Origin of the sequence: Neorhizobium sp. SOG26, from assembly GCF_003491345.1 — a bacterium.
GTDB lineage: Bacteria > Pseudomonadota > Alphaproteobacteria > Rhizobiales > Rhizobiaceae > Neorhizobium > Neorhizobium turbinariae.
Genome location: NZ_CP025512.1, coordinates 40603 through 54055 on the forward strand (window position 1 = coordinate 40603; position 13453 = coordinate 54055).

The window sequence follows — 13453 nt, forward strand, 5'->3', positions numbered from 1 at the left end:
CGGGGCGCGGAAGGGGATTTAATGGAGCGGCTGGCGGGCAGGATCATGCTTCTCTGGGGATTTCCTCGAGCGGCCATCGCCATTCTCGCAGGTGCTATCGGCGCGCTCGCCCTGCCGCCCTTCGGCTTCTTCGCGACGCTTTTCATCTCGTTTACGCTGCTCGTCTGGCTGCTGGACGGCATCACCAGCGATCCTGACTCCGGCTGGTTCGGGCGGTTCCGCTCTGCGTTCTGGATCGGCTGGCTGTTCGGCTTCGGTTATTTCGTGGCGGGTCTGTGGTGGCTGGGTAATGCCCTGCTTGTAGAGGCGGATGAGTTCGCCTGGGCGCTGCCGCTCGCTGTGCTGGGCCTGCCGGCCTATCTCGCCATCTTCTATGGGCTATCCGCCGCCGTGGCGCGGCTGTTCTGGTCGGACGGCATGGGCAGGCTCGCTGCCCTCGCCTTCAGCTTTGGCATTGGCGAATGGCTGCGCGGTTTCGTCGCAACCGGCTTTCCCTGGAACGCGATCGGTTATGGCGCCATGCCGGTTCCGCTGATGATGCAGTCGGCGGCCGTGATCGGCATTTCCGGCGTCACCATGCTCGCCGTCTTCGTTTTCTCTGCGCCGGCGCTGCTTGGCACGAGGAAGGGTATGCGGGTAGGCTTGAGCCTCGCACTGCTCCTCTTTGCCGCTCACCTCGGATATGGTGCCTGGCGGCTGCATGGCGCGGATACCGCGCTGGCGCAGATCTCCGGCGAGGAAACGACGGTGCGTATCGTCCAGCCGCTGATCGACCAGGCGCGCAAGCTCGATGATGCCGAGCGCACAGCGATCTTCGAAGAACACCTGAGCCTTTCCGCCCAGCCTCCGAAGGAAGGTGGCAAGCGCCCTGACATGATTGTCTGGCCGGAAACCTCCGTTCCCTTCATCCTGACGCAGAACCCGGATGCGCTGGCGCGCATTGCCGATGTACTGGAGGACGGTCAGGTGCTTGTAACCGGCGCCGTGCGCTCGGAAGAGGCGGGGCCGGGAATGGCGCCACGCTTCTACAATTCGATCTATGTCATCGACAGCCAGGGCCAGATCGTTTCCGCGTCCGACAAGGTGCATCTCGTGCCCTTCGGCGAATATGTCCCCTACGAGGACCTGCTGCGCAATCTCGGCATTCCGGAAGCCATCGCCATGCCGGGCGGCTTCAGCGCCGCCCCCTCGCAGACGATGCTGACATTGCCGAGCGGGCAGAGCTTCTATCCGCTGATCTGCTACGAGGCGATCTTTGCCGACGAGATCGGTGAACAGGTGGAAGGAACGTCCGCACTGCTCAACGTCACCAATGACGGATGGTTTGGTGCGACACCTGGCCCCCACCAGCATTTCCAGCAGGCGCGCGTCCGGAGCGTCGAGAACGGCCGCTTCATGATTCGCGGGGCCAACACCGGAATTTCCGCTCTCATAGACCCATTTGGTCGTACCGTGATCGGTTTAGCATTTGATCAAAAAGGTGTGATAGATGCAACTTGGAGGGGCGGAAGTGTGGCCCACTCTGATAGCCTTTCTCGGCAGAAGAACTTCTGGTTTCTCGTCGGCGCAGCGTTCTTGATTGCAGCGATTTCGCGCATGGGTTTTAATTTCGGGGAGAATTGACCAAAAACCCCTAAAAATGCATAGTGGTTCAGCCTCTAGTCGCGCCACATGCTTCCTACGTTGAGCCTGTTGTGACCCAACCACGCGAAGTATCTCCACACGCAGACCCGGGTTGTGAGCATAAACAATAGAGAATTTCGCAGGACAACATGATGATTGAAAACAAGAAGAAGCCGAACCCGATAGACATCCACGTCGGCAGCCGGATTCGCCTTCGCCGGACCATGCTGGGCATGAGCCAGGAAAAGCTGGGCGAAAGCCTCGGCATCACCTTCCAGCAGATCCAGAAATACGAAAAGGGCACGAACCGCGTCGGTGCGAGCCGTCTGCAGAACATTTCCAGCATCCTCAACGTGCCGGTCTCGTTCTTCTTCGAAGATGCGCCAGGCGAACAGGCAGGTGCTGCAGCCGGCATGGCGGAAGCCTCGAGCTCCAATTATGTGGTCGACTTCCTTTCGTCTTCCGAAGGTCTGCAGCTCAACCGCGCTTTCGTGAAGATCGCTGATCCAAAGGTGCGCCGCCGGCTGGTCGACCTGGTCAAGGCTCTGGCGGCTGACGCAGAGGCGGAATAAGCGCCTCAAGAACCGATCAAGCGGCCTGCGGGCCGCTTTTTTTACGCCTGCGCGTCTGTTCCAGATTGCTAACTTGTAGACATAAAGATATATTTATGTCGTTGTGTGCTTGTCTTTGACGGGGCGAAGCACTAAACAAGCTCGTCTATTTCTTTGAGGGGAATCCCGTAATGCGCGCAAGTTACCTGTTCACCAGCGAGTCGGTTGCCGAAGGCCATCCCGACAAGGTTTGTGACCGTATTTCCGATGAGATCGTCGATCTCGTTTACCGCGAGGCTGCCAAGACCGGCGTTGATCCGTGGACTGTGCGCATTGCCTGCGAAACTCTCGCGACCACCAACCGCGTCGTCATCGCCGGCGAAGTTCGCCTTCCGCCGAGCCTGATGAAGAAGGACAAGAACGGCAACGACGTCATCAACCCGTCGAAGTTCAAGTCCGCTGCGCGCAAGGCCATTCGTGACATTGGTTACGAGCAGGACGGCTTCCACTGGAAGACCGCAAAGATCGACGTGCTGCTGCACTCGCAGTCCGCCGATATCGCCCAGGGCGTCGACAGCGCTGCCGACAAGCAGGGTGACGAAGGCGCGGGCGACCAGGGCATCATGTTCGGTTACGCCTGCAAGGAAACGCCGGATCTCATGCCGGCACCGATCTATTACTCCCACAAGATCCTGCAGTTGCTCGCAGCCGCCCGCAAGAAGGGTGAAGGCGATGCCGGCAAGCTCGGTCCCGACGCCAAGAGCCAGGTGACTGTGCGTTACGTGGATGGCAAGCCAGCTGGCGTCGACTCGATCGTCCTGTCCACGCAGCATCTCGATGAAAGCTGGGACTCCAAGAAGGTCCGCGCGGTTGTTGAACCCTACATCCGCGAAGCTCTCGGCGACCTGCCGATCGACAAGGACTGCAAGTGGTACATCAACCCCACCGGCAAGTTCGTCATCGGCGGCCCGGATGGTGACGCAGGCCTGACCGGCCGCAAGATCATCGTCGACACCTACGGTGGCGCGGCCCCGCACGGTGGCGGCGCCTTCTCCGGCAAGGACACGACCAAGGTGGACCGCTCGGCCGCTTATGCCGCCCGTTACCTTGCCAAGAACGTGGTTGCCGCCGGTCTCGCCGACCGTTGCACCATCCAGCTCTCCTACGCGATCGGCATCGCGCAGCCGCTGTCGATCTATGTCGACCTGCACGGCACCAGCAACGGCACTAGCGAAGACCAGGTCGAAGCCGCGATCCGCAAGGTCATGGACCTGTCGCCCTCGGGCATCCGCCGCCACCTCGACCTCAACAAGCCGATCTATGCCAAGACCTCGGCTTATGGTCACTTCGGCCGCAAGGCCGGCCGCGACGGTTCCTTCTCCTGGGAAAAGACCGACCTGGTGAAGCCGCTCAAGGACGCCCTGAAAGAGGAAACGCTGAAGGCCGCCTGATCGGCCTTTACGAACCGCTTCCGACAACTGTAAAGCGGGTGCCTCATTGGCACCCGCTTTTGCTTTAAGACGAGACCGACATGACAGAACAGCGCCCCAGCCGGGCTACCGAAGCCTTTTTTGGACGCCGCAAGGGTAAGGCCCTTCGCGAGCGGCAGGCTGAAGGCATGGCGTCGCTGCTGCCGGCGCTGAAGCTCGACCTGCAGTCACCGGCACCCGCTTCGCTCGCCGAGCTCTTTCCGGACGAGGTGAAGCAGTTGCGGCTGGAGATCGGTTTCGGGGGAGGGGAGCATCTCGTCCACCGGGCGCAGGAGATCCCCCAAACGGGCTTCATCGGCGTCGAGCCCTTCGTCAACTCCATGGCGAAGCTGTTGTCGCGGGTGGAGGATCTCGGACTGCGCAATGTGCGGGTTTATGATGACGACGCCACGCAGGTGCTGGACTGGCTGCCGGAGGGCTCGATCGATCACATCGACCTGCTGTATCCGGATCCGTGGCCGAAGCGGAAGCATTGGAAGCGGCGCTTTGTTTCGCAGGTCAACCTGCAGCGCTTTCACCGCGTGCTGAAGCCGGGCGGCCTGTTCTGCTTTGCGTCCGACATCGACACCTATGTCAACTGGACGCTGCAGCACTGCCGCGACCATGGCGGCTTCGACTGGCAGGCCGTACAGTCATCGGACTGGCTGACGCCCTTCGCCAACTGGCCGGGTACGCGATACGAGAACAAGGCCCGGCGGGAAGGTCGTTCATCGGCCTACCTGACGTTCAGGAAGGCCTGAACGCACTTAGTGGACGGTAACCGTCTTGAGGTCGTCTTCGGCAGCCTTGAAGAAGGTGCTGGAGCGATTGTCCGTCAGGAGGATTGGGGTGCCGTCCGCACCGAACAGGGCCCACAGATCAAGCGTCGGATCGACATCGGGCGCTTCGGGGAAACAGCGGGACACTTCGTCCGACCGCATTTTGCGAATATAACCGACTTCCCCCGTTCCGAGATGAGCCAGTTCGGATTGCGTCAAACGCGTATTCGCTTCTTTCAGCAGCATTCCAGCCTCCAGTTTTGGATGCAACGGCATTGGCGCCGTTGACCTACTCTGAGACGGAAATGTTAATTTTTCGCACCATGCGTTCCGGCTGGGGACGAATGAGGTCGATCGCAAGAAGCCCGTTTCTCAAGCAGGCGCCGGACACCTGCATGCCATCGGCAAGCACGAAAATCCGCTGGAACTGGCGCGCTGCGATGCCGCGGTAAAGATATTCCCGCTCGGTTTGCTCCTGCTGGCGGCCACGGATGATGAGCTGCGTTTCCTCCGTGGTGACCTCGAGCTCCGATTCAGAGAAACCGGCAACCGCAAGCGTGATTCGCAGCCGCTCCGGAGCGCCGTCCTGCGGCGCCAGGCGTTCGATATTGTAGGGAGGATAGCCATCATTCGCCTTTGCCAGGCGCTCGAGGGTCTTTTCCATGGCATCGAACCCCAGAAGAAGCGGGCTCGCGAACGGCGTCATTCGAGTCATCGTCCAGTCCTTGAAACAAGCGACTATGTCGGTGCCCACGAACGGCGCGCCGACTGGTAACTCTATATGGGGATATCCGGCCGCGCGCGCAAGAACGCGCGGGCAGGTGAAGGCGGCTAGATCTGGCTGTCGACCGCCTGCGCATGCGGGATGGACGGCTGTGCGCCCGGCGTCAGGCAGGCAAGCGAACCTGCGACCGCCGCGCGACGCAGGGCAGAGCGGAAATCGAGCCCCTGGTCGAGGCTGGCGGCGAGGTAACCGCAGAACGTGTCGCCGGCACCAACGGTATCGACCGGCTCGATCTTCAGGCCCTTCGCTTCGAACACCTCGCCATCGCGGATCGCCACGACGCCCTCTTCCCCCAGCGTCACCACGAAGGTCTGGCCTGTCTTGGCGTGCATCGCCTTCATCACGTCGAGCCGCCCGGCATTATCAGAGATCGTCTGGCCCGACAGAAGCTCAAACTCCGTTTCGTTCGCCACCACGATATCGGCGAGCGCCACGAGCTCAGCGGCTTCGGGAAGAAGCGGCGCCGTATTGATCAGGGTGGTGACGCCACGCTGCCGCGCAGCTTCCAATGCGGTCCGAACGGTGGCCGTCGGGATCTCGAGCTGCAGCATCAGGATGTCGCCGGCGCTCATCTTGCCGACCGCCTGTCTTGCCTGGTCTTCGCTGACGGTGCCGTTAGCGCCCGGAACGACGGCAATCATGTTCTCGCCGTCGCCGCCGACCAGGATGAGGGCCGTCCCCGTCGGTTCCGAGGCCCGAGCGATGGCCGAGAGGTTGACCTTGGCCTCATCCAACAGTGCCAGCGCAGGCGCTGCAAAGTCATCGCGTCCGACCGCGCCAGCCATGGTGACTTCGCCTCCGGCGCGACGCGCTGCCAGCGCCTGGTTGGCGCCCTTGCCGCCGGCTGCCGTTGCAAAGCCGGTGCCCGGCACGGTTTCCCCCGGCTCCGGCAAGCGCGCGGTGGTGGCAATGAGATCCATGTTGATGGAGCCGAGTACGGTAATCATGACAAGCCTGTTCCTGATCTGGAGTGGGGCGACACTGCCGCCCAGATCATTCCTCGTCAACCACCCGCAGCTTCAGAAGCCCCGTCCGGCTTTCGGCATAGTGACTGCTCGGCGAATGGCTTGGCTTTTCCGGCTCTGGCGGAGCTTCCAGCTCAAGCGCGGCAATCTTGGCGCCACGACGGCCAAGCTTTTCGCTGGAGGTGACGATCTGCTCGACATCCTTCTGAGCCGCGAGGAAGTGTGCCTGCAGCTTGCGTGTCCGGTCATCCAGGCGACCAAGATCGTCCATCAGCAGCGCTACCTCACCCTGGATCAGGTGAGCCTGCTCGCGCATGCGCTGGTCCTTCAGCACCGCCTGGATGACCTGGATCGACAGCATCAACAGCGACGGCGAGACGATGACGATCCGCGATCGCTGTGCTTTCTGGACCACCGCTTCGAAATGCTCGTGGATTTCGGCGAAGATCGATTCCGAGGGCACGAACAGGAAGGCCATCTCCTGCGTCTCCCCCGGGATCAGATATTTTTCGGATATATCGCGGATGTGGACTTCCAGATCGCGCTTGAAGGATTGCGCTGCGCCGCGTCGTGCCTCGGGTGCCGCAGCCTCCCGGAACCGGTTCCACGCTTCCAGCGGAAACTTGGCGTCGATCACCAGCGGCGGAGCGCCGTTCGGCATCTTTACGGTACAGTCCGGGCGGTTGCCGTTCGAGAGCGTCGCCTGGAACTCGTAGGCGCCGAGGGGCAGGCCATCGGCAACGATCGCCTCCATGCGTCCCTGGCCGAAAGCGCCTCGCGTCTGCTTGTTGGAAAGGATCGCCTGGAGCCCCACGACGTCCTTGGCAAGGGTCTGGATGTTGTTCTGCGCTGCATCGATCACCGCAAGCCGTTCCTGCAGGCGGCGCAGGTTTTCGTGCGTCGTTTTCGTCTGCTCGGTCAGCGTCGCACCGATGCGGTGCGTCATGCCGTCGAGCCTCTGGCCGACAGCGTGGTTGAGTTCGGCCTGTCGCGCAGAAAGCGCCTCGGTCATCGCCGCGAGGCGACCCTGCATCTCGTTCTGCGTCCGGATAAGCTCCGCCAGCCGCGACTCCGAGTCGAGCGCCGCTTGCCTCATCTCCTCCTGCCGGCGTGCACTGGACCGCAGCCAGAGGAGGACGATCAACAACAGAACGCCCGCGAGGATACCTGCGATGGCGAGGGCGGATTCGTTGCTGAGAAGAAGCGATACGCGGTCTAGGAGATCGGTCATGGTGCGCAAGCTATCAGAAATGGCCGGATTGGAAAGATCAAAACGTGAACACGAGGAGGGAGTGTTTGGTCTTTTCTGTTTCTTCAAAAATAAAGATGCGTTATGGGGAGGCCATGACGATAAAGCCGCTGATCATTCTTCCCGACCCCATTCTGCGCCAAGTATCGGCACCCATTGAACGGGTGGACGACGAGCTTCTGAAGCTGGCCGACGACATGCTGGAAACGATGTACGATGCACCGGGCATCGGCCTTGCCGGCATCCAGATCGGCGTGCCGCGCCGCATCCTGGTGATCGACGTTGCCCGCGAGGACGAGGAAAAGCAGCCACAGGTCTTTATCAATCCTGAGATCGTGAAGTCTTCGGACGAGCGCTCGGTTTATGAGGAAGGCTGCCTGTCGATCCCGGAATATTACGCCGAGGTGGAGCGCCCGGCGACGGTCACGGTCAAGCATATCGGCCGCGACGGCAAGGAGCACCTTGTTGAAGCGGATGGCCTGCTGGCGACCTGCCTGCAGCACGAGATCGACCATCTGAACGGCGTCCTGTTCATCGACCACATCTCGCGCCTGAAGCGCGAGATGGTGATCAAGAAGTTCACGAAGGCTGCCAAGGCAAAGGCTGTTTAAGCCTTTCCCGCGCTTGTCCGACGAATGAGGGGCGCTTCAGGGCGCTGATGGTCCATGTCACTTCGCATCATCTTCATGGGCACGCCCGACTTTTCCGTGCCGACGCTGCAGAGCCTCAAGCACGCCGGCCATGAGATCGTCGCGGTTTACACCCAGCCGCCGCGGCCGGGCGGGCGGCGTGGCCTTGATCTCGTCAAGTCGCCGGTGCACCAGGCAGCCGAACTCCTTGGCATTCCCGTTCTCACGCCGCTGAACTTCAAGGCGGATGAGGACCGCGAGACCTTTCGGTCGTTCAAGGCAGATGTGGCCGTCGTCGTGGCCTATGGCCTGCTGCTGCCCGAAGCGATCCTCACCGGTACGCGGCTTGGCTGCTACAATGGCCATGCTTCGCTTCTGCCACGCTGGCGGGGAGCCGCACCCATCCAGCGGGCCATCATGGCGGGTGATGCAAAGACCGGCATGATGGTGATGCAGATGGAGAAGGGCCTCGACACCGGCCCTGTTGCGTTCACCGCAGAAGTCGAGATCGGCGCGAACATGACCGCCGGTGAGCTGCATGACAAGCTGATGCTGGTCGGCGCCCGCACCATGATCGAGGCGATGGAGAAGCTCGAGGCCGACGACCTGCCGTTGACGCCGCAGGCGGAGGATGGCGTTCTGTACGCCTCCAAGATCGAGAAGAGCGAGACGCGCATCGACTTCTCCAGGCCGGCTCGCGATGTTCACAACCACATTCGCGGCCTGTCGCCTTTCCCGGGCGCCTGGTTCGAGGCCGAGATCAACGGCCGCCAGGAGCGTATCAAGGTGCTTGGCAGCGAGCTTTCGGACGGCAGCGGCCAAGCCGGCACGGTGCTGGACGACGGGCTGACGGTGGCATGCGTCGAGGGCGCTGTCCGGCTGACGAAGCTCCAGAAGGCGGGCGGCAAACCGCTCGCCGCAGCAGAGTTCCTTCGTGGCACGCCTCTGCCTGCCGGGACGAGGCTCTGATGCCGCGTTTCCGGATGACCGTTGAATATGACGGCACGCCCTATGTCGGCTGGCAAATGCAGGAAAACGGCCATTCTGTGCAGGCCGCCCTGCAGCAGGCGATCCTGTCGCTGACTGGAGAAACGGTCTCCATCCGCGGCGCCGGGCGCACCGATTCCGGCGTGCATGCCATTGGCCAGGTCATCCATGCCGATCTCTCGCGAGACTGGAAGCCATACAAGCTGCGCAACGCGCTGAACGCGCATCTGGCCATGGCCGGGGAACGTGTCTCGGTTCTGGACGTGCAGGCGGTGGACGACCGATTCGACGCGCGGTTTTCGGCGCTTCGGCGGCACTATCTCTACCGCATCATCAATCGGCCGTCGCCGCTCGCAATCGAGGCCAAGCGCGCCTGGTGGGTAGCGCGTCCGCTCGATCATGAAGCCATGCATGCCGCGGCCCAGACGCTCGTCGGCCACCATGACTTCACCACCTTCCGCTCTGCCCACTGCCAGGCAACAAGCCCGGTACGCACGCTCGACCGGCTGGACGTGACCCGCAACGGCGACCTCATCGAGATCCGCGCCAGCGCCCAGAGCTTTCTCCACAACCAGATCCGCTCGTTCGCCGGAACGCTGAAGCTTGCCGGCGACGGCAAGATGACGCCGGCGGACGTGCGTGCCGCGCTTGAGGCCCGCGATCGCGCAGCCTGCGGGCCCGTAGCCCCGCCGGACGGGCTCTACTTCATGAAGGTCGATTATCCCGGCGACGCCTGATCGTCAGAACGGGTAGATCCCAAGAAACCGTTGCAGCGCTTCGGTCAGGATCATGTTCGGCACCATCAGCACCAGCACGAAGGCAACGATCGTCAGCGGCTTCGGGCCGTGGATCATGCGGATGATGCGCGAAAACGAGATCACCAGCGCCATGATCAGCGCAAGCTGGAACAGGCCGATCAGCGGCAGCAGCGCCGGCGCCAGCAGCATGATGACGCACATGACGCCATAGGCCCAGGAGAACGGAACAGAGAGCCAGTTCATCGTGACGACGACGGCGGGGAACTTTCGTTGCGTTCCGGCGATCAGGGAAAGCACGCCGGCAAGAATCAGCGGCACCATCCAGTTGAAGACTTCCAGCATCGCCGTGCGCATGAAGAACAGGCCACCGAGGCGGCTGTCCTGCGGCAGGCTCGCCCGCACCAGTTCGTGCAGCCACAGCCAGGATGCGACCGCTGCCGGCAGGCACCAGAGGATCGCCCAGAAGGATCGCAGCATGCCGCGGTCGGAAACATCGAGCAGGCGGAAACCCTGCGCGTCGCCCTTGATCAGCAGCCAGAGGCCGCTCAGGTAGAGCCTGACTTCATGATAGGAGGGCATTATCGAACCAGCGGGAGATGAAGGTCCCGTAGATTTGGGTGAGCGTCTCCAGATCGGCAAGGGCGACCCGTTCGTCGATCATGTGCATGGTCTGGCCGACGAGGCCGAACTCGACCACCGGGCAGTAATCCTTGATGAAACGTGCGTCTGAGGTTCCGCCGGTCGTCGAAAGCGCCGGCGTCTTGCCGGTCACGCTTTCGACCGCACCGGACAGCGAAGCGATCAGGCCGTTGTTGCGGGTAAGGAAGACGTGGTTTGGGCGCTCGGCCCAGACAACCTCGAAACGCACCGGTTCGCGGTCCGGCCGCAACGGGCTGCTCACGGCAGCCGTCTCCATGCGGCGCAGGATCTCAGCCTTGACGCTGTCGGCCGTCCAAGTGTCGTTGAAGCGGATGTTGAAGGCAAAGGTCGCCTTGGCGGGAATAACGTTGGTGGCCGGATTGCCGACATCGACCGACGTGACTTCCAGGTTCGAGGCAGGAAATTCCGGCGTACCGCCGTCGAATGGCGGGTCCATCAGAGCCTGGGCAAGCGGCAGCAAACCACGCACCGGGTTGTCGGCCAGATGCGGATAGGCGGCGTGGCCTTGGACCCCGTGAACCGTGACACGTCCCGAGACCGAACCGCGACGGCCGATCTTGATCATGTCGCCCAATCGGTCCGGGTTGGTGGGCTCGCCCACAAGGCAGGCGTCCCAGCGCTCACCCTTGTCGGCTGCCCATTTCAGGAGCTTCTCGGTGCCGTTGACAGCCGGGCCTTCCTCGTCGCCGGTGATGAGGAAGGAGATCGATCCCTTCGGCGGGCCATGCTTCTCGATGTGGCGGGCAACCGCTGCCACAAAGCAGGCGATACCGCCCTTCATGTCCACGGCGCCGCGACCATAAAGCATGTCGCCGTCGATTGCGGCCGCGAAGGGCGGATGCGACCAGGACGCTTCGTCGCCCGTCGGCACAACGTCGGTATGGCCCGCAAACATGAGATGCGGGCCTTCTGTGCCCAGCCGGGCGTAGAGGTTTTCGATGTCCGGTGTTCCGGGCTCCGAGGCCACCATGCGTTCCACGACAAAGCCGAGCGGGGTGAGCATGGCTTCAAGCGCCGACAGCGCGCCCCCCTCGGCGGGTGTCACCGAGGGGCAGCGAATGAGGGCCTGAAGATTGGCGACGGGATCGGAAGCGGACATGAACGGCGTCTTTTAGTCGCGCAGCAGTTCGTTGATGCCGGTCTTGGAGCGGGTCTGTGCATCCACGCGCTTGACGATCACGGCGCAGTAGAGGTTCGGGCCCGGCTCACCGTTCGGGAACGGCTTGCCCGGCATCGTGCCGGCAACAACGACGGAATAAGGCGGCACTTCGCCATAGGTGATCTCGCCGGTGGCGCGGTCGACGATTTTGGTGGATTTGCCGATGAAGACGCCCATGCCGAGCACGGAGCCTTCGCGCACGATGCAGCCTTCAACGACTTCGGAACGGGCGCCGATGAAGCAGTTATCTTCGATGATCGTCGGGCCGGCCTGCATCGGCTCCAGCACGCCGCCGATGCCGACGCCGCCCGACAGATGCACGTTCTTGCCGATCTGGGCGCAGGAGCCGACGGTGGCCCAGGTGTCGACCATCGTGCCTTCATCGACATAAGCGCCGAGGTTGACGAAGGACGGCATCAGGATGACGTTCTTGGCGATATAGGCGGAGCGGCGGGCAACGGCATTCGGAACCGCGCGGAAGCCGGCAGCGCGGAATTCGCCTTCGCCCCAGTTTTCGAACTTGGACGGCACCTTGTCCCACCAGGTGGAGTTGCCGGGGCCGTTCTTGACGACTTCCATGTCGTTCAGGCGGAAGGACAGGAGCACGGCCTTCTTCAGCCACTGGTGGACGGTCCAGTTGCCATCGGCGCCGCGGCTTGCAACGCGTGCCTTGCCGCTGTCGAGCAGGTTCAGCGCTTCCTCGACGGCATCGCGGACTTCACCCTTTGTGGAGATCGTCACGCTGTCGCGGTTGTCGAAGGCGGTCTCGATCGTCTTTTCGAGGGAAGAGAAGTCAGGGCTGCTCATGGGGAATCCTTAAACGTCGCTCTATATGTGGTGCAAGAAAACTCGCTGCGGGCTTCAAGTGCTCTAGGCGAGAGGCACTCAAGCGTCAATGTGAATTGGCGTCAACAGGGGTTGGCGCTGGAAGGATAGCTGGAATGGCAGATCGTAGTGATGATGGATTGTGGCGCAAGGGCGGGGTGTGGGATCCGCTGAAGGACAACAAGGCAGACAAGCATGCCGCCGCGACCCTGCCGAAGACGCCGCAGACGCTCTCGCCGACCTATCGCCTGGCCTTCGCCGATGATGAGTTCCTCAGCAGTGAGGAGCTTCGCCCGATCCGGCTCCAGTTGGAACTCATGAAGGTGGAGATGAATCTTGCCGAACGCGGCATCAAATCCACGGTGGTGTTGTTCGGCGGCGCGCGCATTCCGGCACCGGGCCAGGCCGCATGGGCGGCGCATAACGAAACGCAGCGGAAGAACCTCGAGGCGGCGTCGGTTTATTATGACGAGGCGCGCAGGTTCGGCGAACTCTGCGGCCTGCATTCGGCCAGGTTCAATCACCAAGAGTACGTGGTGGTGACCGGCGGCGGACCGGGCGTCATGGAAGCCGGCAATCGCGGCGCGGCGGATGCGGGGGCGCCAAGCATCGGCCTCAACATCATGCTGCCGCATGAGCAGGCGCCGAACCCTTACGTCACGCCCGACCTCAGCTTCAACTTCCACTACTTTGCCATCCGCAAGATGCATTTCCTGATGCGGGCAAAAGCGGTGGCTGTGTTCCCGGGTGGGTTCGGAACACTCGACGAAATGTTCGAGGCGCTGACCCTGATCCAGACCAAGCGGATGGAGCGGATCCCGCTGATCCTGTTTTCGGAGAAATTCTGGCGCGGCCTGATCAATTTCGAGGCGCTGGTGGATTTTGGCACCATCGCGCCCGGCGACCTCGACCTCATCAGCTTCGCCGAAACGGCCGACGACGCCTGGAAGACAATCGCGGAATTCTACGAACTCTGAAAACGAAGGAACCCGCCCCTGCGGGCGGCAGCAGGGGC

Annotated in this window: 15 protein-coding genes; 8 read left to right on the forward strand and 7 right to left on the reverse strand. The window is 62.4% G+C overall.

The window, feature by feature from the left end; all coding sequences use genetic code 11:
• The first annotated feature begins 21 nt into the window (after nt 1-21).
• The 4 genes from lnt to trmB all read left to right on the forward strand — a co-directional run bounded on the left by lnt (nt 22) and on the right by trmB (nt 4404).
• On the forward strand, nt 22-1623 hold the full coding sequence (gene lnt, locus CYG48_RS00200; RefSeq protein WP_118848543.1) for an apolipoprotein N-acyltransferase: 1602 nt from the start codon (nt 22-24) through the stop codon (nt 1621-1623).
• 152 nt (nt 1624-1775) lie between these two features.
• A complete protein-coding gene (locus tag CYG48_RS00205; protein WP_118851397.1) occupies nt 1776-2195 on the forward strand; it encodes a helix-turn-helix domain-containing protein in 420 nt (139 codons plus the stop codon).
• 170 nt (nt 2196-2365) lie between these two features.
• Nucleotides 2366-3625 carry a methionine adenosyltransferase gene (gene metK, locus CYG48_RS00210; protein WP_118848544.1) on the forward strand — a complete coding sequence of 420 codons (1260 nt, stop codon included), beginning with the start codon at nt 2366-2368 and terminating at the stop codon, nt 3623-3625.
• Between the two features lie 80 nt (nt 3626-3705).
• Nucleotides 3706-4404 carry a tRNA (guanosine(46)-N7)-methyltransferase TrmB gene (trmB, locus tag CYG48_RS00215; RefSeq protein WP_118848545.1) on the forward strand — a complete coding sequence of 233 codons (699 nt, stop codon included), beginning with the start codon at nt 3706-3708 and terminating at the stop codon, nt 4402-4404.
• Nucleotides 4405-4410: 6 nt separating this feature from the next.
• Here trmB and CYG48_RS00220 read toward each other — a convergent pair whose 3' ends face one another.
• The 4 genes from CYG48_RS00220 to CYG48_RS00235 form a co-directional block, all read right to left on the reverse strand.
• Nucleotides 4411-4668 (reverse strand): BQ00720 family protein, encoded by a 258-nt coding sequence (locus CYG48_RS00220; protein WP_118848546.1) that lies wholly within the window; start codon nt 4666-4668, stop codon nt 4411-4413.
• Nucleotides 4669-4711: 43 nt separating this feature from the next.
• Nucleotides 4712-5137, reverse strand: a complete 426-nt coding sequence (locus CYG48_RS00225; protein WP_118848547.1) for an Hsp20 family protein — start codon at nt 5135-5137, stop codon at nt 4712-4714.
• A gap of 116 nt (nt 5138-5253) precedes the next feature.
• Nucleotides 5254-6153, reverse strand: coding sequence for a ribokinase (locus CYG48_RS00230; RefSeq protein ID WP_118848548.1), 900 nt, complete (start codon nt 6151-6153; stop codon nt 5254-5256).
• A 46-nt stretch (nt 6154-6199) separates the two neighbouring features.
• A complete protein-coding gene (locus CYG48_RS00235; RefSeq protein ID WP_118848549.1) occupies nt 6200-7402 on the reverse strand; it encodes a DNA recombination protein RmuC in 1203 nt (400 codons plus the stop codon).
• A gap of 113 nt (nt 7403-7515) precedes the next feature.
• Here CYG48_RS00235 and def point away from each other — a divergent pair, with 113 nt between their 5' ends.
• From def to truA, 3 genes are read left to right on the forward strand one after another with little or no spacing between them, the layout of a single operon-like run.
• Nucleotides 7516-8031, forward strand: coding sequence for a peptide deformylase (gene def, locus CYG48_RS00240; protein ID WP_118851398.1), 516 nt, complete (start codon nt 7516-7518; stop codon nt 8029-8031).
• A gap of 54 nt (nt 8032-8085) precedes the next feature.
• Nucleotides 8086-9018 (forward strand): methionyl-tRNA formyltransferase, encoded by a 933-nt coding sequence (gene fmt, locus CYG48_RS00245; protein WP_118848550.1) that lies wholly within the window; start codon nt 8086-8088, stop codon nt 9016-9018.
• Nucleotides 9018-9773: a tRNA pseudouridine(38-40) synthase TruA gene (gene truA, locus CYG48_RS00250; protein ID WP_118848551.1), complete on the forward strand. Its 756-nt coding sequence runs from the start codon at nt 9018-9020 to the stop codon at nt 9771-9773. Before fmt ends, truA begins: the two co-directional genes overlap by 1 nt.
• A 3-nt stretch (nt 9774-9776) precedes the next feature.
• Here the strand turns inward: truA and CYG48_RS00255 are convergent, their stop codons facing one another.
• Genes CYG48_RS00255 through dapD form a run of 3 tightly spaced genes read right to left on the reverse strand, consistent with a single transcriptional unit; the run spans nt 9777 to nt 12420 of the window.
• A complete protein-coding gene (locus CYG48_RS00255) occupies nt 9777-10373 on the reverse strand; it encodes a hypothetical protein (RefSeq protein ID WP_118848552.1) in 597 nt (198 codons plus the stop codon).
• A complete protein-coding gene (gene dapE, locus CYG48_RS00260; RefSeq protein ID WP_118848553.1) occupies nt 10357-11553 on the reverse strand; it encodes a succinyl-diaminopimelate desuccinylase in 1197 nt (398 codons plus the stop codon). Before dapE ends, CYG48_RS00255 begins: the two co-directional genes overlap by 17 nt.
• Nucleotides 11554-11565: 12 nt before the next feature.
• A complete protein-coding gene (dapD, locus tag CYG48_RS00265; RefSeq protein ID WP_118848554.1) occupies nt 11566-12420 on the reverse strand; it encodes a 2,3,4,5-tetrahydropyridine-2,6-dicarboxylate N-succinyltransferase in 855 nt (284 codons plus the stop codon).
• A 134-nt stretch (nt 12421-12554) separates the two neighbouring features.
• Here dapD and CYG48_RS00270 point away from each other — a divergent pair, with 134 nt between their 5' ends.
• Nucleotides 12555-13415 carry an LOG family protein gene (locus CYG48_RS00270; protein WP_118848555.1) on the forward strand — a complete coding sequence of 287 codons (861 nt, stop codon included), beginning with the start codon at nt 12555-12557 and terminating at the stop codon, nt 13413-13415.
• Nucleotides 13416-13453: the final 38 nt, after the last annotated feature.